Origin of the sequence: Pseudomonas monachiensis (assembly GCF_047345015.1) — a bacterium.
Lineage (GTDB): Bacteria > Pseudomonadota > Gammaproteobacteria > Pseudomonadales > Pseudomonadaceae > Aquipseudomonas > Aquipseudomonas monachiensis.
This window is the reverse complement of the sequence record NZ_CP178857.1, coordinates 5,026,888-5,046,846: the sequence shown is the minus strand read 5'-3', so window position 1 is coordinate 5,046,846 and position 19,959 is coordinate 5,026,888. Positions and strand designations below refer to the sequence as shown.

Here is a 19,959-nt window from a genome sequence, read left to right as displayed (position 1 = left end):
ATGAGAGGGCGAATTCCATGTCAGAAATCTCTCCATTGGTGAAACGATCCCTGGTCGATCAGGCCTTGGATCAGTTGCGCCTGCGTATCAACCAGGGCACCTGGGTCGTGGGCCAGCGCTTGCCCACCGAGCCTGAGTTGTCCGCTGAGCTGGGCATCAGCCGCAACACCGTGCGCGAAGCCATGCGCGTGTTGGCATTTTCCGGGTTGATCGAAGTCCGTCAGGGTGACGGCAGTTACCTGCGGGCGGTGGTCGATCCGCTCGATACCTTGAAGGCGCTGTCCCGTTGTTCCCTTGAACAGGCACGGGAAACCCGGCACATCCTCGAAGTCGAGGCCATTGGCCTGGCAGCGATGCGCCGTACCGACGAAGATCTGGTGGCATTGCACGAGGCCCTGGGTGTCAGCGGTAGCCACTATCACGGCGATCTCGACACCTACATCGCCTGCGACCTGGTGTTCCACCGCCGTCTGGTGGACGCCGCGCACAACCCGACCCTCAGCGAGTTGTATCGCTATTTCTCCAGCATCGTCGGCGCCCAATTGCGCCAAACCCTGAGCATCGTCCCGCGCCGTCAGGAAGTGTTCGACCTGCACATCGCGTTGCTCGATGCCGTCGAACAACGCGACCCGGAACGGGCCAAGGCCCTGTCGAGGCAGTTGATCAATGAACCTTGAAACCGAGAAGTCCATGCACCGCAGTGAGTTATCCACAGCCCCCAAACGTTCGGCCGAGTTGGAAGAACTGCTGATCGATGCCGAGGCCGATGACGAACAGGTCCAGCACACCCACCCGGTTCTGCGTCGGCCCTGGCTGTTGCTGTTGGGCCTGATACTGGTGGCGCTGAACCTGCGCCCGGCGCTGTCGAGCATGGCGCCGATGCTCAGCGAGGTGTCGAAGTCCCTCGGTCTGACAGCTTCTCAGGCTGGATTGCTGACCACGTTGCCGGTGCTTTGCCTGGGCCTGTTTGCGCCGTTGGCACCTGTGCTGGCGCGGCGATTTGGTGCGGAGCGAGTGGTGCTGGGTATTCTCCTGGCCCTGGCGGGCGGGATCATCCTGCGCAGTTCGTTCGGTGAAATCGGCCTGTTTGCCGGCAGTGTGCTGGCCGGTGCCAGCATCGGCGTGATCGGCGTGTTGCTGCCGGGCATCGTCAAGCGCGATTTCCCGAAGCAGGCCGGGACCATGACCGGTGTCTACACCATGGCCCTGTGTCTGGGGGCGGCAATGGCGGCGGGTGCGACCGTGCCGTTGAGTGAACACTTTGACAAGAGCTGGGCGATGGGCCTCGGCTTCTGGGTCATTCCGGCATTGGCGGCCGCGCTGTTCTGGTTGCCGCAAGTCGGCCAGAAACACGGCGCACATAACGTGGCCTACCGGGTTCGGGGATTACTGCGCGATCCGCTGGCCTGGCAGGTGACCCTGTACATGGGCTTGCAATCGTCCCTGGCCTACATCGTGTTCGGCTGGTTGCCGTCGATCCTGATCGGCCGTGGCCTGACCCCGACCCAGGCCGGACTGGTGCTCTCGGGTTCGGTGATCGTTCAACTGGTCAGCTCCCTCGCCGCGCCATGGCTGGCGACACGGGGCAAGGATCAGCGCCTGGCGATTGTGATCGTGATGGCCCTGACCCTCGGCGGACTGTTCGGTTGCCTGTACGCTCCGATTGAAGGTCTGTGGGGCTGGGCGATTGTGCTGGGGTTGGGGCAGGGCGCTACGTTCAGCCTGGCATTGACCCTTATCGTGTTGCGCTCGCGGGACTCCCATGTTGCGGCGAACCTGTCGAGCATGGCCCAGGGCTTCGGTTACACCCTGGCGTCCATGGGGCCGTTCGCGGTCGGCATCGTGCATGACTGGACCGGCGGCTGGACGGCCGTGGGCTGGATCTTCGGTGTCATCGGCCTTGGTGCGATTCTCGCCGGCCTGGGGGCCGGGCGTGCGTTGTATGTGCAGGTCGAAAGCGAAAAGGTCTGATTCCCGCACACTGTCGGTATTCGTCTTGCGAATGCCGATAGTGTTCGACCCGTTTGCAGACTATCGTGCAGGAAATCGTTCGATACCCATTGCACAACAGGGAGTCTGCCCATGAGTGAAGTCCACAGCGCCTTGATCACCCGCTTCTACCAGGCCTTCCAGCGTCTCGATGGCGAAGCCATGGCTGCCTGCTACACCGATGACGTGGTGTTCAGTGACCCGGCGTTCGGCGAGCTTCGTGGTCGTGATGCCGGCGATATGTGGTGCATGCTCACTACCCGCGCCAAGGATTTCTCCCTGACCTTCGATCATGTCCGTGCCGATGATCGTACCGGTAGCGCCCATTGGGTCGCGACCTATCTGTTCAGCCAGACCGGCAATACCGTGGTCAATGACATCCAGGCACGCTTTGTCTTTCGCGATGGCAAGATCTGCGAGCATCACGACAGTTTCGACCTGTGGACATGGTCGCGTCAGGCCCTGGGTTTCAAAGGCCTGCTGCTGGGCTGGACGCCACTTGTTCGCAACGCCGTTCGATCACAGGCCCTGAAGGGGTTGAAGGCATTCCAGGCCAGTCGCTGATAAGATCGCGGCTTGTTTCCTTTCAAGCCCTGATCGTTACGTGACCACCCTCAGCGAAAGCCCTGTCGACGCCGACACCCCCGCGAGCAAATCCTGGTTCGTCTACCTCGTTCGCGCTGCCAACGGTTCGCTCTATTGTGGGATCAGCGATGATCCCGTGCGTCGCTTTGCCAAGCATCAAAGCGGCAAGGGCGCGCGATTCTTTCTTTCCAGCCCGGCCATGGCCCTGGTCTACACCGAACGCTGTCGCGACAAAAGCGATGCGTTGCGTCAGGAGCGGCTGATCAAAAAACTCAAGAAGAGCGCCAAGGAATGCCTGGTGGCGAACGCCGCCCCTGGCTTATCACTCTGACTGATCAGTTCCCATCAGGCAGATCTGTAGGCTGCCAGGTGATTGCGCGCTAAGCTGCGGACTCCTGATTCTTGCGGCGGAGCCGAGCATGTCCGAGTTGATTCTGCATCATTACCCGACGTCCCCCTTTGCCGAGAAGGCCCGCCTGCTGCTGGGCTTCAAGGGCTTGTCCTGGCGCTCGGTGAAGATCTCGCCAGTGATGCCCAAGCCGGATCTCACGGCATTGACCGGTGGCTACCGCAAGACACCAGTGCTGCAGGTCGGTGCCGATATCTATTGCGACACGGCATTGATTGCCCGGCGACTTGATCAGGAAAAGGCCTTGCCGGCGTTGTTCCCGGAAGGTCAGGAAATGATCACCGCGTCGTTTGCCGCCTGGGTTGATTCGGTGGTGTTCCAGCATGCGGTCAGCCTGGTGTTCCAGCCGGAATCGATTGCCGTGCGTTTCGGCAATTTACCGCAGGAAGCGATCAAGGCGTTTCTGGCCGACCGTGCCGGTTTGTTCAGTGGTGGCAGCGCTACAAAATTGTCTACCGAACAGGCGAAGCATCAGTGGCCAACGATCATGTCGCGCCTGGAGCAACAGTTGCAGCGCGAGGAGGGTGACTACCTGTTTGGCGAGCCGTCGATTGCCGACTTTGCCCTGGCTCATTGCCTCTGGTTTCTCAAGGCCACGCCGGTGACGGCTCCGTTGGTCGAAGCTTATCCGGCAGTCAATGCATGGCATGCGCGGGTATTGGGCTTCGGTCATGGTGCATCCAGCGAGATGAGTTCCGAAGAGGCTCTGGCAGTGGCGCGCACGTCCACGCCAGCGGCTTTGCCAGATCAGCAGTTTGTCGATCCCAATGGATTCACGGCGGGGCAGCAGGTAGTGATCGCAGCCACGGACTACGGCGTTGATCCGGTGGCGGGGGAGTTGTTGTTTGCCGGCCGCGAGGAGCTGATTGTACGGCGAGAGGACGAGCGTGGCGGTGTGGTGCATGTGCACTTCCCGCGGTTTGGCTTCCGGATCGAAGCCTGCTGAAACCGACATACAGCTGTGGTGAGGGAGCTTGCTCCCGTCGGGTCGCGAAGCGGCCCCTTGAAGAGGGACTGCTGCGCAGTCCAGCGGGAGCAAGCTCCCTCGCCACAGCTGTCGTGCAAATCTGCTGGGGTTACTTCAACACCGCCAGAATCGCATCCGGGTCATACCCGCGAATCAGCGTCCCGTTCACATCGATGATCGGAATGCCGCCACCGCCCAGTGCCTGATAGTCCGCGCGCGCGACTGTATCCTTCTCGATATCGAACTCCTTGTACGCAATGCCTTTCTGATCGAGGAAGCGCCGGGTCAGCTTGCAGTAGCCACACCACTCGGTGGCGTAGAGCACGACGTTGGCCTTGGCCTGAGTCTGCGCCGGCACCACTTGCGATGGATTGAACACCCGCTCGATCTTGCCCCAGTTCTGATAGGCCACGACCACCAGCAGGATCAGCAGGAATTTCTTCAGTACGCCGCCGAGCATCAGTTGCGACGCTTCAGCTGATCGGTGAGTGAAGTGGGCAGGCCCTTGATGATCAGCGTGCCGGCTTCTTCGTCGTACTCGATCTTCGAGCCCAGCAGGTGCGCTTCGAAACTGATCGACAAGCCTTCGGCGCGGCCGGTGAATCGGCGGAACTGGTTCAGGGTGCGTTTATCGGCCGGGATTTCCGGCGAGAGGCCGTAATCCTTGTTGCGGATGTGATCGTAGAAGGCCTTCGGGCGTTCTTCGTCGATCAGTCCGGACAATTCTTCCAGACCCATTGGCTCACCGAGCTTGGCCTGGCTGCTGGCGTAATCCACCAGGGTCTTGGTCTTCTCGCGGGCGTCGTCTTCCGGCAGGTCTTCGCTTTCAACGAAATCACTGAAGGCCTTGAGCAGGGTACGGGTTTCACCCGGACCGTCGACGCCTTCCTGGCAGCCAATGAAATCGCGGAAATACTCCGAAACCTTTTTCCCGTTCTTGCCTTTGATGAACGAAATGTATTGCTTGGATTGTTTGTTGTTCTGCCACTCGGAAACGTTGATCCGCGCCGCCAGGTGCAACTGGCCAAGGTCCAGGTGACGGGACGGCGTGACGTCCAGTTCGTCGGTCACGGCCACGCCTTCGCTGTGGTGCAGCAGGGCGATGGCCAGGTAGTCGGTCATGCCTTGCTGATAGTGGGCGAACAGCACGTGGCCGCCGACCGACAGGTTCGATTCTTCCATCAGCTTTTGCAGATGTTCGACCGCCACGCGGCTGAACGCAGTGAAATCCTGGCTGCCCTCGAGGTACTCCTTCAGCCAGCCGCTGAACGGGAACGCACCGGATTCCGGATGGAACAGGCCCCAGGCTTTACCCTGTTTGGCGTTATAGCTTTCGTTGAGGTCGGCGAGCATGTTCTCGATGGCCGCGGACTCAGCCAGTTCAGAGTCACGGGCGTGGAGAACTGCAGGTGTGCCGTCGGGTTTTTTGTCGATCAGGTGGACGATGCAATGACGGATCGGCATGGGCTTCTCGGCTGAGTGAAGAGAGGAGGGCGTGCTCCCCCGAAAAAGCGCTCAGTGTACCGCAACCACTGGTTTTGGCGCGGTGCGAAGGGCAATTGACGGGTGACCGACGGCGCTTATGCAGTTTTTTCCTGTTTTAGCGCAATAAAGCTGACCAAATGGGTAGCTAGAGGCGGATATTTCCACGTCTGTGTGCTAGCTTTGCCCGGTCTTGCGCGAAGTCACTGCGTTAAGCGTGCAGTCAGCATTTGTCAGGTCGAACCAAACCCTGATTTCGGTATCTATAACCCCGATCCCGAGGTTATTTGGCCGAGGGTGCCAGATCCAAAAGATCGGGCTCGATGGCTGACATTGCACTGTGCAATCCATATGAATTTGATAGGGAAGGAACACTAAATGGCTCTTACTAAAGACCAACTGATCGCCGACATCGCTGAAGCTATCGACGCGCCGAAAACCACCGCGCGTAACGCTCTGGACCAACTGGGCCAAATCGTTGCCGATCAGCTGGAAAACGGCGGCGAAATCACTCTGCCAGGTATCGGCAAACTGAAAGTGACTGAGCGCCCTGCCCGTACTGGCCGTAACCCTTCGACTGGCGCTGCCATCGAAATCGCTGCCAAGAAAGTGATCAAGCTGGTTGTGGCCAAAGGCCTGACCGACGCTGTTAACAAGTAAGACTTGTTAAGAAAAAACCGTGCACCGGAGCGATCCGGGCACGGTTTTTTTGTGGGCGCGATAAAGCGCTCACTACGCTTGAACGTTGCTCCATCGTGCCTGGCGCCAGGCCTGTTGCTGCGCTTTGGTCTGGAAGGTCCAGGCGACGAAGCGGCTCTGCTTCTGCCCCTGGGACATTTCCACTACCTGGCTTTCCAGGGCACCGGCCTTTTTCAGGGCGGTCTGGATCGCCGGCAGGTTGGACGCCTTTGACACCAATGTACTGAACCACAACACCTGCTGGGCTACCTGCACGCTTTCGCTGACCAGTTGGGTCACGAAGCGTACTTCTCCGCCTTCGCACCACAACTCGGCCGACTGGCCGCCAAAGTTCAACACCGGCAGCTTGCGTTTCGGATCGGCTTTGCCCAGGGCGCGCCATTTGCGCGTGCTGCCCCGCGTGGCCTCGTCCAGCGAGGCGTGGAATGGCGGGTTGCACATGGTCAGGTCGAAGCGCTCCGTGCTCTCCAGCAGGCCTGTGAGGATCTGCTTGGGATTGCTCTGCTGGCGTACCTGAATGGCTTTGTTCAGGCCATTGGATTGAACGATGGCCTTTGCCGCGGCGATGGCGGTCGCATCGATATCGGAACCGAGGAACTGCCAGCGATAGTCGCTGTAACCGATCAGCGGATACACGCAGTTTGCGCCCATGCCGATATCCAGCACCTTCACGGCGGCGCCACGGGGGATCACACCGTCATTGCCACTGGCCAGCAGGTCGGCTAGGAAGTGCACGTAGTCGGCACGGCCTGGCACCGGTGGGCACAGGTAGTCGGCCGGAATGTCCCAGTGAGCGATGCCATAGAACGACTTGAGCAGCGCCCGGTTGAACACCCGCACGGCTTCCGGGCTGGCGAAGTCGATGCTTTCCTTGCCGTACGGATTGATGATCACGAATTTCTTCAGTTCCGGGGCGCTTTTGATCAGCGTCGGAAAGTCGTAGCGGCCCTGATGGCGATTGCGCGGGTGCAGACTGGCCTTTTCCTTCGGGGCGACGGCCGTGGCCGGGGTCTTTGGGGCAGGCTTTTTTCGCGCAGGCTTGGGGGAGCGGGGGGCGGTCATGGCGGTGGTCGATTCGGGTATGGCTAAAAGTGGCGGGCATTGTCCCACATTGATGGCGAATGCGCCGAACCCGTAGGAGCTGCCGCAGGCTGCGATCTTTTGATCCTGTTTTTTAAGCAAAGTCAAAAGATCGCAGCCTGCGGCAGCTCCTACAGGGGATTTGTTGTGTTTTTGGATAAAAAAGGGAGACCACTTGGGTCTCCCTTCTTCATTGCGACTTGCCGTTACAAACTGGCAATCCGCGCATGTTGCTCGGCCAGCTTGCCCAGGGCCTGTTCGGCCTCGGCCAGTTTGGCGCGTTCTTTCTCGATGACTTCGGCTGGTGCCTTGTCAACGAAACCGGCGTTGGACAGCTTGCCGCCGACTCGTTGCACTTCACCTTGCAGACGCTGGATTTCCTTGTCCAGACGCGCCAGTTCCGCACCTTTGTCGATCAGGCCGGCCATTGGCACCAGCACTTCCATCTCGCCGACCAGCGCAGTGGCGGACAGCGGTGCTTCTTCGCCAGCAGCCAGCACGGTGATCGATTCGAGGCGCGCCAGCTTCTTCAGCAGGGCTTCGTTCTCGGTCAGGCGACGCTGGTCTTCGGCGCTGACGTTCTTCAGGAACAGCGGCAGCGGCTTGCCTGGGCCGATGTTCATTTCGCCACGGATGTTGCGGGTGCCGAGCATCAGGCCTTTGAGCCATTCGATGTCGTCTTCGGCGGCTTGATCGATGCGGGTTTCATTGGCCACTGGCCAAGGTTGCAGCATGATCGTCTTGCCATCGATGCCAGCCAGCGGCGCGATGCGCTGCCAGATTTCTTCGGTGATGAACGGCATGAACGGGTGCGCCAGGCGCAACGCCACTTCCAGTACGCGAACCAGGGTGCGACGGGTGCCGCGCTGGCGTTCGACGGGGGCGTTTTCGTCCCACAGCACAGGCTTGGACAGTTCCAGGTACCAGTCGCAATACTGGTTCCAGATGAACTCGTACAAGGCTTGTGCGGCCAGGTCGAAACGGAACTGGTCGAGTTGACGGGTCACTTCGGCTTCGGTGCGTTGCAGCTGCGAAATGATCCAGCGGTCAGCCAGGGACAGTTCATAGGCTTCGCCGTTCTGGCCGCAGTCTTCGCCCTTGTCCAGCACGTAGCGCGCCGCGTTCCAGATCTTGTTGCAGAAGTTGCGATAGCCTTCGACGCGGCCCATGTCGAACTTGATGTCGCGACCGGTGGACGCCAGCGAGCAGAAGGTGAAGCGCAGGGCGTCGGTGCCGTAGCTGGCGATGCCTTCGGCGAACTCGTCGCGGGTCTGCTTCTCGATCTTCTTCGCCAGTTTCGGCTGCATCATGCCGGAGGTGCGTTTCTGCACCAGGGCTTCGAGCTCGATGCCGTCGATGATGTCCAGCGGGTCCAGGACGTTGCCCTTGGACTTGGACATCTTCTGGCCCTGGCCGTCACGCACCAGGCCGTGCACGTACACGGTCTTGAACGGAACCTGCGGCGTGCCGTCTTCGTTTTTCACCAAATGCATGGTGAGCATGATCATTCGGGCAACCCAGAAGAAAATGATGTCGAAGCCAGTCACCAGGACGTCAGTGGAGTGGAATTTCTTCAGGAACTCGGTTTTTTCCGGCCAGCCGAGGGTGGAGAACGTCCACAGACCCGAGCTGAACCAGGTGTCGAGAACGTCGTTGTCCTGTTGCAGCGCAACGTCCGGACCGAGGTTGTGCCTGGCCCGCACTTCGGCTTCGTCGCGACCGACGTAGACCTTGCCCGACTCGTCGTACCAGGCCGGAATCCGGTGGCCCCACCACAGCTGACGGCTGATGCACCAGTCCTGGATGTCGCGCATCCACGAGAAGTACATGTTTTCGTACTGTTTCGGCACGAACTGGATACGGCCGTCTTCAACGGCGGCAATCGCAGGCTCGGCCAAAGGCTTGGTGGACACGTACCACTGGTCGGTCAGCCAAGGCTCGATGACGGTGCCGGAGCGGTCGCCTTTCGGTACTTTCAGGGCGTGATCGTCAACGCTGACCAGCAGGCCGGCAGCGTCGAACGCGGCCACGATCTGCTTGCGCGCTTCGAAGCGGTCGAGACCGGCGTATTCGGCCGGGATCTTGCCGTCGATGGTTTCGTTCAGCGTGCCGTCGAGATTGAACACCTGGCACGCTGGAAGAACGGCGGCGTTCTTGTCGAAGATGTTCAGCAGCGGCAGGTTGTGACGCTTGCCGACTTCGTAGTCGTTGAAGTCGTGGGCCGGGGTGATTTTCACGCAACCGGTGCCGAATTCAGGGTCGCAGTAATCGTCGGCGATGATCGGGATGCGGCGGCCAACCAGTGGCAGCTCGACAAATTTGCCGATCAGGGCTTTGTAGCGTTCATCGTTCGGGTTAACGGCCACGGCGGAGTCGCCGAGCATTGTTTCCGGGCGAGTGGTCGCGACGATCAGGAAATCGTTGCCTTCAGCGGTCTTGGCGCCGTCAGCCAGTGGGTATTTCAGGTTCCACAGGAAACCTTTCTCGTCGTGGTTCTCCACTTCGAGGTCGGAAATCGCCGTGTGCAGCTTTGTGTCCCAGTTGACCAGGCGCTTGCCGCGGTAGATCAGGCCGTCTTCGTGCAGGCGTACGAAAGCTTCTTTAACGGCTTCCGAGAGGCCGTCGTCCATGGTGAAGCGCTCGCGGCTCCAATCTACGGACGAACCGAGGCGACGGATCTGACGGCTGATGTTGCCACCGGACTCATCCTTCCACTCCCAGACTTTCTCGAGGAATTTCTCGCGGCCCAGGTCGTGGCGGCTCTGGCCCTTGGCTTCGAGCTGACGCTCTACCAGCATCTGCGTGGCGATACCGGCGTGGTCGGTACCCGGCTGCCACAGGGTGTTGCGACCCTGCATGCGGCGGAAACGGATCAGGGCGTCCATGATCGCGTTGTTGAAGCCGTGACCCATGTGCAGGCTGCCGGTGACGTTCGGCGGCGGGATCATGATGGTGTAGGACTCGCCCGCGCCTTGCGGGGCGAAGTAATTCTCTGACTCCCAGGTGTTGTACCAGGAAGTTTCAATGGCGTGCGGCTGGTAGGTCTTATCCATGCGCGGCGGGACCCTATTGGCATTTATTCAGGAAAAGCCGGGAAGTATAGCGGGGATGAGCCAATGCGCGTAGAGCGAGGTGACAATGGGTGGGGGAAAGTTGTGGTTTTTCGGGCGGGGTGTCTGCAATGACGCCATCGCGGGCAAGCCACGCTCCCACAGTGTCGGTGTCGATCACAAAAATGTAGTACGACAGTAACCCTGTGGGAGCGTGGCTTGCCCGCGATGGCGGCCTATCAGTCGATGCGATTCAAATCGTTATGCCGCGTTTCCTTCAGGCACAGCACTGCAATCAAACTCAGCACCGCCGCCCCGGACACGTAACCGCCGACGTAACTCAACCCGCCCATCGCCACCAGTTTCTGGGCGAAGAACGGTGCTGCGGACGCGCCGACGATACCGCCCAGGTTGTAGGCCGCTGAGGCGCCGGTGTAGCGCACGTGGGTGGGGAACAGCTCCGGCAGCAGCGCACCCATCGGTGCAAACGTCACGCCCATCAGAAACAGTTCGATGCACAGGAACAGCGCCACACCCCAGGTCGAGCCTTGGGTCAGCAGCGGCTCCATGAGGAAGCCGGACAGGATCGCCAGCACTCCGCCGATGATCAGCACCGGTTTGCGCCCGTAACGGTCGCTGGCCCAGGCCGACAGCGGGGTGGCGGCAGCCATGAACAGCACCGCGAAGCACAGCAGGCCGAGGAAGGTTTCGCGGCTGTAGCCGAGCGTTGCCACGCCGTAACTCAGGGAAAACACGGTGGAGATGTAAAACAGCGCATAGCACACCACCATCGCGCCGGCACCCAGCAATACGGGCATCCAGTATTGGCCGAACAGCTCGAACAGCGGGATCTTCACTCGTTCCTGGCGTGCCACGGCGTTGGCGAATACCGGGGTCTCATGCAGCTTGAGGCGCACATACAGGCCGACCATCACCAGTGCGGCGCTGAGCAGGAAGGGAATACGCCAGCCCCATGAGCGGAACTGTTCATCGTCCAGCACCACGGCCAAGGTCAGGAACAGGCCGTTGGCCGCCAGAAAGCCGATGGATGGGCCCAGTTGCGGGAACATGCCGAACCACGCACGCTTGCCTTTCGGCGCATTCTCCGTGGCCAGCAATGCCGCGCCACCCCATTCACCGCCCAACCCAAGGCCTTGGCCGAAGCGCAGGACGCAAAGCAGGATCGGTGCCCAGGCGCCAATGCTGTCGTATCCCGGCAGCACGCCGATCAACGTGGTGCACACGCCCATCAGCAGCAGCGAGGCGACCAGGGTCGACTTGCGGCCGATACGGTCGCCGAAGTGGCCGAACAGGGCAGAACCCAAGGGGCGCGCAAGGAAGGCGATGCCGAACGTGAGAAACGCCGAAAGCATCTGGGCGGTGCCGGATGTCTGCGGAAAGAACACCGGGCCGATCACCAGCGCGGCGGCGGTGGCATAGACGTAGAAGTCGTAGAACTCGATGGCGGTACCGATGAAGCTCGCGGTGGCCACGCGGGTGGCGGAGTTCGTCGGTTGTGCAGGTGTGGAGTCGCTGTAAGTCGTGCTGGTCGTCATGCGGTTATCCCTGACTGTCATGTGCTCCAGTGGAGCGAATTATTATGGTCGAGAACCCAGGGATGTGGGTGGAGGCACGGTCGCTGTTCAAGGTAGGAACAGTCGGCGGTCTGTTGCGGGCTTTGCTGATGGACGGGCCGGAAGCTGCGAAGTGCGGGGTAAGCACGGGGGCCGGCGAGGCTTGGGTAAGCGCTTCGATTATAGAAAGGTGGCTAACGATCGAACAAGTGGCTTGAGTGGCCACGAAAGATTTGCCTGGCAGTTAGATAACAACCGGCATCGAGCTGGTCTGCCAGATCAGCACCCGCGTGACCCGGTTGTCTTCGGTCTCGAGAATTTCCAGGCGATACCGGCCGATCTTCAGGCACACCGCGCTTTCGGGAATGGTTTCCAGGGCCTCGGTAACCAGGCCATTCAGGGTTTTCGGGCCATCGCTGGGCAGGTGCCAGCCGAGGCTCTTGTTCAGTTCGCGAATGGACGCGGCACCGTCGATCACCAGGCGTCCGTCGGCTTGCGGATGAATGTGCGGATTGTCCAGGCTCTGCTGGCTTTCGAACTCGCCGACGATTTCTTCGAGAATGTCTTCCAGGGTGACGATGCCCAGCACTTCGCCGTATTCGTCGACCACCATGCCCAGGCGCCGCTGCTGCTTGTGGAAGTTGAGCAGTTGCAGCTGCAACGGGGTGCTTTCCGGCACGAAGTACGGTTCGTGGCTGGCCGCCAGCAACGCTTCCCTGGTCAGGCTGGCATCGGGCAGCAAGTGAAGGATGTGCCGGGTGTTGAGGACGGCTTCGACCTGGTTGATATCACTGTGGAACACCGGCAGGCGCGTGCACTTGTTGTGGCGCAATTGTTCGATGATTTCTTCGATGGAGTCATCGAGATTGATGCCGTCCACGTCGCTGCGCGGTACCAGGATGTCATTGACGGTGATGTTGTCCAGCGCGTGGATGCCTGGCAGCGGGTGAGGGCGGCTTACGGTTTCGGAGGGCGCATGCCGCTCCGTCAGCGTTTCGTCCTCACTCTGTTGCACCACTTTGGCTTTACGGGCGAATGGCCGCGTCAGCAACTGACTGATGCTGTTGAGCAGCCATGCCGCGGGATAGATGATTTTCAGCGGTAGCCGCAGCAGGTTGTTGCCCTGGGCCAGGATCGCATCCGGATAGCGAGCGGCCAGGGCGCGTGGCAAGTAGTCGGAAAACACCAGCAACATGGTGCCCGCCCCGAGGCAGGCGACCCACGGACCGTTCTCCGCCCAAGTGAAAATGGCCAGCAAGGTGCTGATGACCACCACGAGTGCGCGGCACAGGGTGTTGCAAAAAATCAGGCTGGCCAGGGGGAAGTTGAGTTTCGCCACCGGTTTGTCGCTGGAGCGCGTTGCGGTGCGCTGGGCCAGCAAATGCTGATGCGCCGCTTCGATGGCGGTAAACAGCCCCGACCATAAAACCAGCAGGGTCACTACCGCGAGCATCGGCCCTATGGGCAAGTCGTCCATTAATGCCGCCCGTCAGATATGCAGGATGTATTCACGAACCAGCTTGCTGCCGAAATACGCCAGCATCAGCAGGCAAAAACCGGCCAGGGTCCAGCGAATGGCTTTGTGCCCGCGCCAGCCGAGGCGATTGCGTCCCCACAGCAGTACGCTGAAAACGATCCAGGCCAGGCAGGCCAGCAGGGTTTTGTGCACCAGATGCTGGGCGAACAGATTCTCGACGAACAACCATCCGGAAATCAGCGACAGCGACAACAGCGTCCAGCCGGCCCAGAGGAAGCCGAACAGCAGGCTTTCCATGGTTTGCAGCGGCGGGAAGTTCTTGATCAGCCCGGAGGGGTGCTTGTGCTTGAGCTGGTGGTCCTGGATCAGCAGCAGCAAGGACTGGAACACCGCGATGGTGAACATGCCGTAGGCCAGGATCGAAAGCAGGATGTGGGCGAGGATGCCCGGCTCCTCATCGATGACCTGTACCGTGCCGGCAGGGGCAAAATGCGCCAGCATCACGGTCAGGGCTCCAAGCGGGAGCAGCAGGACCAGCAGGTTCTCCACCGGAATCCGCGAGCAGGCCAGCAGGGTCAGCGCGATGACCGCCACGGCAATGAGGCTGGCGGCACTGAAGAAGTCCAGGGCCAGGCCGGTCGGGGTCAGCAGGTGGGTGAGCAGGCTGACGCTGTGGGCCAATACGGCGAGCACGCCGAGCATGACCAGCAGGCGTTTGTTGACCTTGGCGCCGGACGCCAGGCGAGTGCCCTGGTAAATGGTCGCAGCGGCATACAAGCAGGCGGCGGCGAGGGTAGTTAGCAAGCTGGGTGACAAGGGGAGCATAAATCCTGTTAGGCAAGCCCGAAAGTCGCTGAGTTTGGCATAGAACCCCCGCCGCACGAAAGACCGCGCAACCTGACAGCGAGGTGTCCGCCGGCCACAGTCTTCGCTATAATCCGCGACCTGCCCACGCCGCAGGCTCGCCGAGCACACGTTTAGTCCGGTCCGGGCCGCCATTATCCCGGTCTACACAGGGCCTGAAAGGATCGCGCAATGTTTGAAAACTTAACCGACCGTCTCTCGCAGACGCTGCGCCATGTCACCGGCAAGGCCAAGCTGACCGAAGACAACATCAAAGACACCCTGCGTGAAGTGCGCATGGCGTTGCTCGAAGCCGACGTCGCCCTGCCGGTGGTCAAGGACTTCGTCAATTCGGTCAAGGAACGCGCCGTAGGCACCGAGGTATCTCGCAGCCTGACGCCGGGCCAGGCCTTCGTGAAGATCGTCCAGGCCGAACTCGAAAGCCTGATGGGCGCGGCCAACGAAGATTTGAACCTGAGCGCCGTTCCGCCCGCCGTCATCCTCATGGCCGGTTTGCAGGGCGCGGGTAAGACCACCACCGCCGGCAAGCTCGCGCGCTTCCTTAAAGAGCGCAAGAAGAAGTCGGTCATGGTTGTGTCCGCGGACGTTTATCGTCCAGCGGCGATCAAGCAGCTGGAAATGCTCGCCGGTGAAGTCGGCGTTACCTTCTTCCCGTCCGACCTGAGCCAGAAGCCGGTCGAGATCGCGCAAGCGGCTATTAAAGAAGCGAAACTCAAATTCATCGACGTGGTCATCGTCGATACCGCCGGTCGCCTGCACATCGATGAAGAGATGATGGGCGAGATCAAGGCCCTGCATGCCGCGATCAACCCGGTCGAAACCCTGTTCGTGGTCGACGCCATGACCGGCCAGGACGCCGCCAACACGGCCAAGGCCTTCGGCGATGCATTGCCGCTGACCGGTGTGATCCTGACCAAGGTCGACGGCGACGCCCGTGGCGGTGCCGCCCTGTCGGTGCGCGCCATCACCGGCAAGCCGATCAAGTTCATCGGTATGGGCGAGAAGAGCGAAGCGCTCGATCCGTTCCACCCTGAGCGTATCGCCTCGCGCATCCTCGGCATGGGCGACGTGCTCAGCCTCATCGAGCAGGCGGAAGCGACCCTCGACAAGGACAAGGCCGACAAGCTTGCAAAGAAATTAAAGAAGGGCAAGGGCTTCGATCTCGAAGACTTCCGCGATCAGTTGCAACAGATGAAGAACATGGGCGGCCTCGGCGGGCTCATGGACAAGCTGCCGAACATGGGTGGCGTGAACCTGGCTCAAATGGGCAATGCCCAGGGCGCGGCAGAGAAACAATTCAAACAGATGGAAGCCATCATCAACTCCATGACCCCGGCCGAGCGCCGCGACCCTGAGATGATCAGCGGTTCGCGCAAGCGCCGGATCGCCATGGGGTCCGGCACCCAGGTGCAGGACATCGGCCGCTTGATCAAGCAGCACAAGCAGATGCAGAAGATGATGAAGAAGTTCTCTGCAAAAGGCGGAATGGCCAAGATGATGCGCGGCATGGGCGGAATGTTGCCCGGCGGCGGCATGCCAAAGATGTAAAGAATCCGCGCCGGTCATCGCACCGGCGCAGACCCGCAAGGAAGCGGGATCTCCAGCAAACCCGCACTTGGCGGGAGCTGACCGGCCGTTTTCAACGACGGCTCTATAGCAAATCTGCATGGCGGCCGATAGACCGCCGGAAAAAGTCATTTGCAAAAGTCCGGATATTCCTTAGAATATGCGGCCTTTCGGGCACCTATGCCCGCTGTGCCTTTAGATTTGCAGCACCGACTACAGGAACGATGTTCACATGCTAACAATCCGTCTTGCCCTTGGCGGCTCCAAAAAGCGCCCGTTTTACCACTTGACCGTAACCGACAGCCGCAACCCGCGCGACGGTTCGCACAAGGAACAGGTTGGCTACTTCAACCCTGTTGCCCGTGGTCAGGAAGTTCGTCTGTCCGTGAACCAAGAGCGCGTAGCCTACTGGCTGAGCGTTGGTGCACAACCTTCTGAGCGCGTTGCTCAGTTGTTGAAGGAATCTGCTAAGGCTGCGGCCTGAGCAATATGAACGCGACGCCAGCCATTGCTGATGATTTGATCGTTATCGGCAAGATTTATTCTGTTCACGGCGTTCGCGGCGAAGTAAAGGTGTACTCCTTTACTGATCCGATCAAAAACCTGCTGGAATACAAGACCTGGACGCTCAAGCGTGACGGTAATGTAAAGCAGGTAGAGCTGGTCAGCGGACGCGGGAACGACAAGTTCCTGGTCGCAAAGCTCAAGGGTCTTGATGATCGCGAAGAAGCTCGTCTTCTGGCCGGTTATGAGATCTGCGTGCCGCGCAACCTGTTCCCTGAACTCACCGACGGCGAGTACTACTGGTACCAGCTGGAAGGTCTCAAGGTCATCGACACCCTCGGACAACTGTTCGGGAAAATCGATCACCTGCTGGAGACCGGCTCGAACGATGTCATGGTGGTCAAGCCTTGCGCTGGCAGCCTGGATGATCGCGAACGCCTGTTGCCCTATACGGAGCAATGCGTGTTGGCCGTCGACCTGGCAGCGGGCGAGATGAAGGTGGATTGGGACGCGGATTTCTAAGCGTGGCTAACTTGCGCGTAGAAGTGATCAGTCTGTTTCCCGAGATGTTTTCCGCCATCAGCGAGTACGGCATCACCAGTCGGGCGGTGAAACAGGGGCTCTTGCAGCTCACCTGTTGGAATCCGCGAGACTACACGACGGATCGACATCACACTGTGGACGATCGCCCGTTTGGCGGTGGTCCGGGCATGGTGATGAAGATCAAGCCCCTGGAAGATGCTCTGGTTCAGGCCAAGGCAGCAGCCGGGGAGGCGGCGAAGGTAATTTACCTGTCCCCCCAAGGCCGTCAACTGACTCAGTCGGCGGTACGCGAGTTGGCGAATCTGGATGCATTGATCCTGATTGCCGGCCGCTATGAAGGCATTGACGAGCGTTTTATTGATGCTCATGTCGATGAAGAGTGGTCGATTGGCGACTATGTACTGTCTGGCGGCGAGCTGCCGGCGATGGTCCTGATCGATGCGGTTACACGACTGCTGCCTGGAGCTTTAGGGCATGCGGACTCCGCCGAGGAAGATTCCTTTACGGATGGTTTGCTGGATTGCCCGCACTACACCCGACCGGAGGTGTATGCGGATCAGCGTGTTCCCGACGTATTGCTAAGTGGCAATCACGCGCACATCCGGCGTTGGCGTTTACAGCAGTCCCTTGGTCGGACCTTTGAACGACGCGCCGATCTTCTGGAAAGCCGCTCGCTTTCTGGAGAAGAGAAGAAGCTGCTCGAGGAATACATCCGCGAGCGGGACGATAGTTAACAACGTATCGATGGTAGATCCGACGATTTACCTTAGGAGCACAGCATGACTAACAAAATCATCCTTGCACTCGAAGCAGAGCAGATGACCAAAGAGATCCCTACCTTTGCCCCGGGCGACACCATTGTCGTTCAGGTGAAAGTGAAGGAAGGCGACCGTTCGCGTCTGCAAGCGTTCGAAGGTGTTGTTATCGCCAAGCGTAACCGCGGCGTAAACAGTGCATTCACCGTTCGTAAAATCTCCAACGGTGTTGGCGTAGAGCGTACTTTCCAGACCTACTCCCCGCAAATCGACAGCATGGCTGTCAAGCGTCGCGGTGACGTACGTAAAGCCAAGCTGTACTACCTGCGTGACCTGTCGGGTAAAGCAGCTCGCATCAAGGAAAAACTGGCTTAAGTCCAGCTTCCGATGCAAAAAAAGCAGCCTGCGGGCTGCTTTTTTGTTGTCTTCGATTTAATGAGTTCTCCGGTTCGCGGCCTGGCGCAAGACCGAGTCGCGGCCATCGCGAGCAGGCTCGCTCCCACAGTGGATCTTCAGTGGATGCAATATCTGTGAGCACCAAAGATCATTGTGGGAGCGAGCTTGCTCGCGATGCGTTTTAGCCGGCGCCAACAGTCTCCGGCTGAATCAACGCCAACAACGTCCACCCCGCCGCAGGCTTGATCGTGCTTTCCGGTGTCACTACATGCACCCAACCGCTGCCGTCGCGCACGAACAGCAAGGTCGCACGCTCGCCATGCAACGCACGGTAGTCGTCCCAGCTGAAACCATCCGTCAACGTTGTGCTGTACAACTCGGCGCCCTGGCCCAACTGACTGGCGAGCTTGGCGTAGGTCAGCGCTTCGCTGCCCAGTTGATTGCCGCGATGTTCCAGGCTGGTGCGGTGCTTGTCGGTGCGGCGGTTTTCCTGGCCGCTGGCCAGGCCGAACATGCGCTGATGGCCCAGCTCATGACGAAAGCGCATCAGCGCCAGGGTGTTCATCTCGCCGGAGGGCGACAACGCCAGCAAATGCCCGAGGCCGACCAGGTCCAGGTGCGCATCGGCATGTTGCGACGCCGGGTTGCCAAAATAGGTCGGCAAGCCTTCCATCCGCGCTGCGCGAATGTTTTCCCAGCTCGAATCCGTCAGCAGTACGCGACTGCCCAATTGTTGCAGGGCCTTGCCCAGCGTGCGCGCAGGTCCGTTGGCGCCGATGATCAGGAAGCCGCTCGGTGCCGGTTCCGCCACCTTTAGCAGGCGAGCCAGCGGTCGTGCCGTCGCGCTTTGCAACACCACCGTGCCGATGATCACCGCAAAGGTGAGCGGCACCAGCAGCAATGCTCCCTGGTGACCGGCCTCATGCAGGCGAATGGCGAAGATCGCCGACACTGCCGCTGCCACGATGCCCCTTGGGGCAATCCACGCCAGCAACGCTCGCTCGCGCCAACCCAGGCTGGAGCCCGCCGTGCTCAGTAGCACATTCAATGGTCGGGCGATGAACTGAATGACCAGCAGCAAAATCAGCACCAGAGGCCCGAGGCCGATCATGGCGTTCAGGTCCAGCCGGGCCGCCAGCAGAATGAACAGGCCGGAGATCAGCAGTACGCTGAGGTTCTCCTTGAAGTGCAGGATGTGCCGCACGTCCACGCCTTTCATGTTAGCCAGCCACATGCCCATCAAGGTCACGGCCAGCAACCCGGATTCGTTGGTGACTTCATTGGAGCCAATGAAAATACCCAGGACTGCCGCGAGCGCTGCCAGGTTGTGCAGGTATTCCGGCAGCCACTGGCGGCGAATCAGTGTACCGAGCAACCAGCCACCCAAAACACCGAACAGGCTGCCGCACAAAATCACGCCGCCGAAGGTCAGCAGGCTTTCCTCGAGACCGTTACCTTTGGAGCTGGCGATGATGAAGCTATAGACGACCACCGCCAGCAGGGCACCGATGGGGTCGATGGCAATGCCTTCCCAGCGCAGGATGTTGGCAATCGACGCTTTCGGGCGCACGACGCGCAGCATCGGTACGATCACGGTCGGCCCGGTCACCAGGGTCAGGCTGCCGAACAGGATGGCCAGCATCCAGTCGAAATCCAGCAGCCAGTGAGTGGCGACAGCAATGACCACCCAGGTAGAGAGGGCGCCAATGGTGACCAGCCGATGGACAACGCTGCCGATTTCGCGCCATTCGGACAGATGCAGGGTCAGGCTGCCCTCGAACAGGATCAGCGCCACCGCCAGGGACACCAGCGGCATCAACAGTGGGCCGAACATTTCCTGCGGGTCGAGCAAGTGCAGCACGGGGCCGGCCAGGATGCCGGTCAACAGCAGAAAAAGAATCGCCGGCAGTTTCAAGCGCCAGGCCAGCCATTGGCAAAGCAGCGCCGCCGCGCCTATCCCGCCAAATGCCAATAAAATCTGCTGCTCGCTCATTGCTGCTCCCTGTTCCTTGAAATGGC

General features: G+C 60.2%; 19 protein-coding genes. 11 read left to right on the top strand and 8 right to left on the bottom strand.

Going from position 1 to position 19,959, the window contains the following annotated elements; translation table 11 throughout:
* Window positions 1-17 precede the first annotated feature (17 nt).
* From ACMDB8_RS22585 to ACMDB8_RS22565, 5 genes are all read left to right on the top strand, one after another.
* Entirely contained in the window at window positions 18-677 is a 660-nt protein-coding gene (locus ACMDB8_RS22585; RefSeq protein WP_056726174.1) for a FadR/GntR family transcriptional regulator, read from the top strand.
* Window positions 667-1,971: a CynX/NimT family MFS transporter gene (locus ACMDB8_RS22580; protein WP_056726173.1), complete on the top strand. Its 1,305-nt coding sequence runs from the start codon at window positions 667-669 to the stop codon at window positions 1,969-1,971. The genes ACMDB8_RS22585 and ACMDB8_RS22580 overlap by 11 nt, the downstream gene beginning before the upstream one ends.
* 111 nt (window positions 1,972-2,082) lie before the next feature.
* A complete protein-coding gene (locus ACMDB8_RS22575) occupies window positions 2,083-2,553 on the top strand; it encodes a nuclear transport factor 2 family protein (protein ID WP_056726172.1) in 471 nt (156 codons plus the stop codon).
* Between the two features lie 40 nt (window positions 2,554-2,593).
* The gene (locus ACMDB8_RS22570; protein WP_056726171.1) at window positions 2,594-2,905 is read left to right on the top strand and encodes a GIY-YIG nuclease family protein; all 312 of its coding nucleotides are present in this window, start codon (window positions 2,594-2,596) and stop codon (window positions 2,903-2,905) included.
* 88 nt (window positions 2,906-2,993) lie between these two features.
* A complete protein-coding gene (locus tag ACMDB8_RS22565) occupies window positions 2,994-3,929 on the top strand; it encodes a glutathione S-transferase family protein (protein WP_056726170.1) in 936 nt (311 codons plus the stop codon).
* A 130-nt stretch (window positions 3,930-4,059) separates the two neighbouring features.
* On the opposite strand, the gene ACMDB8_RS22560 is transcribed toward ACMDB8_RS22565, so the two are convergent.
* Both ACMDB8_RS22560 and yejK read right to left on the bottom strand, forming a co-directional pair.
* Window positions 4,060-4,410 carry a glutaredoxin family protein gene (locus tag ACMDB8_RS22560; RefSeq protein ID WP_056726169.1) on the bottom strand — a complete coding sequence of 117 codons (351 nt, stop codon included), beginning with the start codon at window positions 4,408-4,410 and terminating at the stop codon, window positions 4,060-4,062.
* On the bottom strand, window positions 4,410-5,414 hold the full coding sequence (gene yejK / locus ACMDB8_RS22555) for a nucleoid-associated protein YejK (protein WP_007972706.1): 1,005 nt from the start codon (window positions 5,412-5,414) through the stop codon (window positions 4,410-4,412). Before yejK ends, ACMDB8_RS22560 begins: the two co-directional genes overlap by 1 nt.
* 396 nt (window positions 5,415-5,810) lie before the next feature.
* Here yejK and ACMDB8_RS22550 point away from each other — a divergent pair, with 396 nt between their 5' ends.
* Window positions 5,811-6,092 (top strand): HU family DNA-binding protein, encoded by a 282-nt coding sequence (locus ACMDB8_RS22550; RefSeq protein WP_007905514.1) that lies wholly within the window; start codon window positions 5,811-5,813, stop codon window positions 6,090-6,092.
* A 72-nt stretch (window positions 6,093-6,164) separates the two neighbouring features.
* Here the strand turns inward: ACMDB8_RS22550 and rlmF are convergent, their stop codons facing one another.
* The 5 genes from rlmF to ACMDB8_RS22525 all read right to left on the bottom strand — a co-directional run bounded on the left by rlmF (window position 6,165) and on the right by ACMDB8_RS22525 (window position 14,137).
* Window positions 6,165-7,193: a 23S rRNA (adenine(1618)-N(6))-methyltransferase RlmF gene (rlmF, locus tag ACMDB8_RS22545; RefSeq protein WP_409078404.1), complete on the bottom strand. Its 1,029-nt coding sequence runs from the start codon at window positions 7,191-7,193 to the stop codon at window positions 6,165-6,167.
* Window positions 7,194-7,417: 224 nt separating this feature from the next.
* The gene (locus ACMDB8_RS22540; protein ID WP_409078403.1) at window positions 7,418-10,264 is read right to left on the bottom strand and encodes a valine--tRNA ligase; all 2,847 of its coding nucleotides are present in this window, start codon (window positions 10,262-10,264) and stop codon (window positions 7,418-7,420) included.
* A gap of 236 nt (window positions 10,265-10,500) precedes the next feature.
* Window positions 10,501-11,817, bottom strand: coding sequence for an MFS transporter (locus ACMDB8_RS22535; protein WP_056726166.1), 1,317 nt, complete (start codon window positions 11,815-11,817; stop codon window positions 10,501-10,503).
* 262 nt (window positions 11,818-12,079) lie between these two features.
* Window positions 12,080-13,312, bottom strand: a complete 1,233-nt coding sequence (locus tag ACMDB8_RS22530; protein WP_409078402.1) for a transporter associated domain-containing protein — start codon at window positions 13,310-13,312, stop codon at window positions 12,080-12,082.
* Window positions 13,313-13,324: 12 nt separating this feature from the next.
* Complete coding sequence (locus ACMDB8_RS22525) at window positions 13,325-14,137, bottom strand: cytochrome C assembly family protein (RefSeq protein WP_056726163.1); 813 nt, start codon at window positions 14,135-14,137, stop codon at window positions 13,325-13,327.
* A 210-nt stretch (window positions 14,138-14,347) separates the two neighbouring features.
* On the opposite strand from ACMDB8_RS22525, the gene ffh reads away from it, so the two are divergent.
* From ffh to rplS, 5 genes are all read left to right on the top strand, one after another.
* Window positions 14,348-15,724, top strand: a complete 1,377-nt coding sequence (ffh, locus tag ACMDB8_RS22520; protein WP_056726162.1) for a signal recognition particle protein — start codon at window positions 14,348-14,350, stop codon at window positions 15,722-15,724.
* Window positions 15,725-15,974: 250 nt separating this feature from the next.
* On the top strand, window positions 15,975-16,226 hold the full coding sequence (gene rpsP / locus ACMDB8_RS22515; protein WP_007972721.1) for a 30S ribosomal protein S16: 252 nt from the start codon (window positions 15,975-15,977) through the stop codon (window positions 16,224-16,226).
* 5 nt (window positions 16,227-16,231) lie between these two features.
* Window positions 16,232-16,768 (top strand): ribosome maturation factor RimM, encoded by a 537-nt coding sequence (rimM, locus tag ACMDB8_RS22510; RefSeq protein ID WP_056726161.1) that lies wholly within the window; start codon window positions 16,232-16,234, stop codon window positions 16,766-16,768.
* 2 nt (window positions 16,769-16,770) lie between these two features.
* On the top strand, window positions 16,771-17,523 hold the full coding sequence (trmD, locus tag ACMDB8_RS22505) for a tRNA (guanosine(37)-N1)-methyltransferase TrmD (protein ID WP_007897583.1): 753 nt from the start codon (window positions 16,771-16,773) through the stop codon (window positions 17,521-17,523).
* A 45-nt stretch (window positions 17,524-17,568) separates the two neighbouring features.
* Complete coding sequence (gene rplS, locus ACMDB8_RS22500; RefSeq protein ID WP_003175895.1) at window positions 17,569-17,919, top strand: 50S ribosomal protein L19; 351 nt, start codon at window positions 17,569-17,571, stop codon at window positions 17,917-17,919.
* A 202-nt stretch (window positions 17,920-18,121) separates the two neighbouring features.
* Here rplS and ACMDB8_RS22495 read toward each other — a convergent pair whose 3' ends face one another.
* Window positions 18,122-19,933 carry a cation:proton antiporter gene (locus ACMDB8_RS22495; protein ID WP_409078401.1) on the bottom strand — a complete coding sequence of 604 codons (1,812 nt, stop codon included), beginning with the start codon at window positions 19,931-19,933 and terminating at the stop codon, window positions 18,122-18,124.
* Window positions 19,934-19,959 lie beyond the last annotated feature (26 nt).

What these genes read in the sequence shown, in the direction of transcription:
- ACMDB8_RS22585 (WP_056726174.1), top strand. Translation starts at nt 18, where the DNA reads ATGTCAGAAATCTCTCCATTGGTGAAACGATCCCTGGTCGATCAGGCC.
- ACMDB8_RS22580 (WP_056726173.1), top strand. Translation starts at nt 667, where the DNA reads ATGAACCTTGAAACCGAGAAGTCCATGCACCGCAGTGAGTTATCCACA.
- ACMDB8_RS22575 (WP_056726172.1), top strand. Translation starts at nt 2,083, where the DNA reads ATGAGTGAAGTCCACAGCGCCTTGATCACCCGCTTCTACCAGGCCTTC.
- ACMDB8_RS22565 (WP_056726170.1), top strand. Translation starts at nt 2,994, where the DNA reads ATGTCCGAGTTGATTCTGCATCATTACCCGACGTCCCCCTTTGCCGAG.
- ACMDB8_RS22560 (WP_056726169.1), bottom strand. Translation starts at nt 4,410, where the DNA reads ATGCTCGGCGGCGTACTGAAGAAATTCCTGCTGATCCTGCTGGTGGTC.
- yejK (WP_007972706.1), bottom strand. Translation starts at nt 5,414, where the DNA reads ATGCCGATCCGTCATTGCATCGTCCACCTGATCGACAAAAAACCCGAC.
- ACMDB8_RS22550 (WP_007905514.1), top strand. Translation starts at nt 5,811, where the DNA reads ATGGCTCTTACTAAAGACCAACTGATCGCCGACATCGCTGAAGCTATC.
- rlmF (WP_409078404.1), bottom strand. Translation starts at nt 7,193, where the DNA reads ATGACCGCCCCCCGCTCCCCCAAGCCTGCGCGAAAAAAGCCTGCCCCA.
- ACMDB8_RS22540 (WP_409078403.1), bottom strand. Translation starts at nt 10,264, where the DNA reads ATGGATAAGACCTACCAGCCGCACGCCATTGAAACTTCCTGGTACAAC.
- ACMDB8_RS22535 (WP_056726166.1), bottom strand. Translation starts at nt 11,817, where the DNA reads ATGACGACCAGCACGACTTACAGCGACTCCACACCTGCACAACCGACG.
- ACMDB8_RS22530 (WP_409078402.1), bottom strand. Translation starts at nt 13,312, where the DNA reads ATGGACGACTTGCCCATAGGGCCGATGCTCGCGGTAGTGACCCTGCTG.
- ACMDB8_RS22525 (WP_056726163.1), bottom strand. Translation starts at nt 14,137, where the DNA reads ATGCTCCCCTTGTCACCCAGCTTGCTAACTACCCTCGCCGCCGCCTGC.
- ffh (WP_056726162.1), top strand. Translation starts at nt 14,348, where the DNA reads ATGTTTGAAAACTTAACCGACCGTCTCTCGCAGACGCTGCGCCATGTC.
- rpsP (WP_007972721.1), top strand. Translation starts at nt 15,975, where the DNA reads ATGCTAACAATCCGTCTTGCCCTTGGCGGCTCCAAAAAGCGCCCGTTT.
- rimM (WP_056726161.1), top strand. Translation starts at nt 16,232, where the DNA reads ATGAACGCGACGCCAGCCATTGCTGATGATTTGATCGTTATCGGCAAG.
- rplS (WP_003175895.1), top strand. Translation starts at nt 17,569, where the DNA reads ATGACTAACAAAATCATCCTTGCACTCGAAGCAGAGCAGATGACCAAA.
- ACMDB8_RS22495 (WP_409078401.1), bottom strand. Translation starts at nt 19,933, where the DNA reads ATGAGCGAGCAGCAGATTTTATTGGCATTTGGCGGGATAGGCGCGGCG.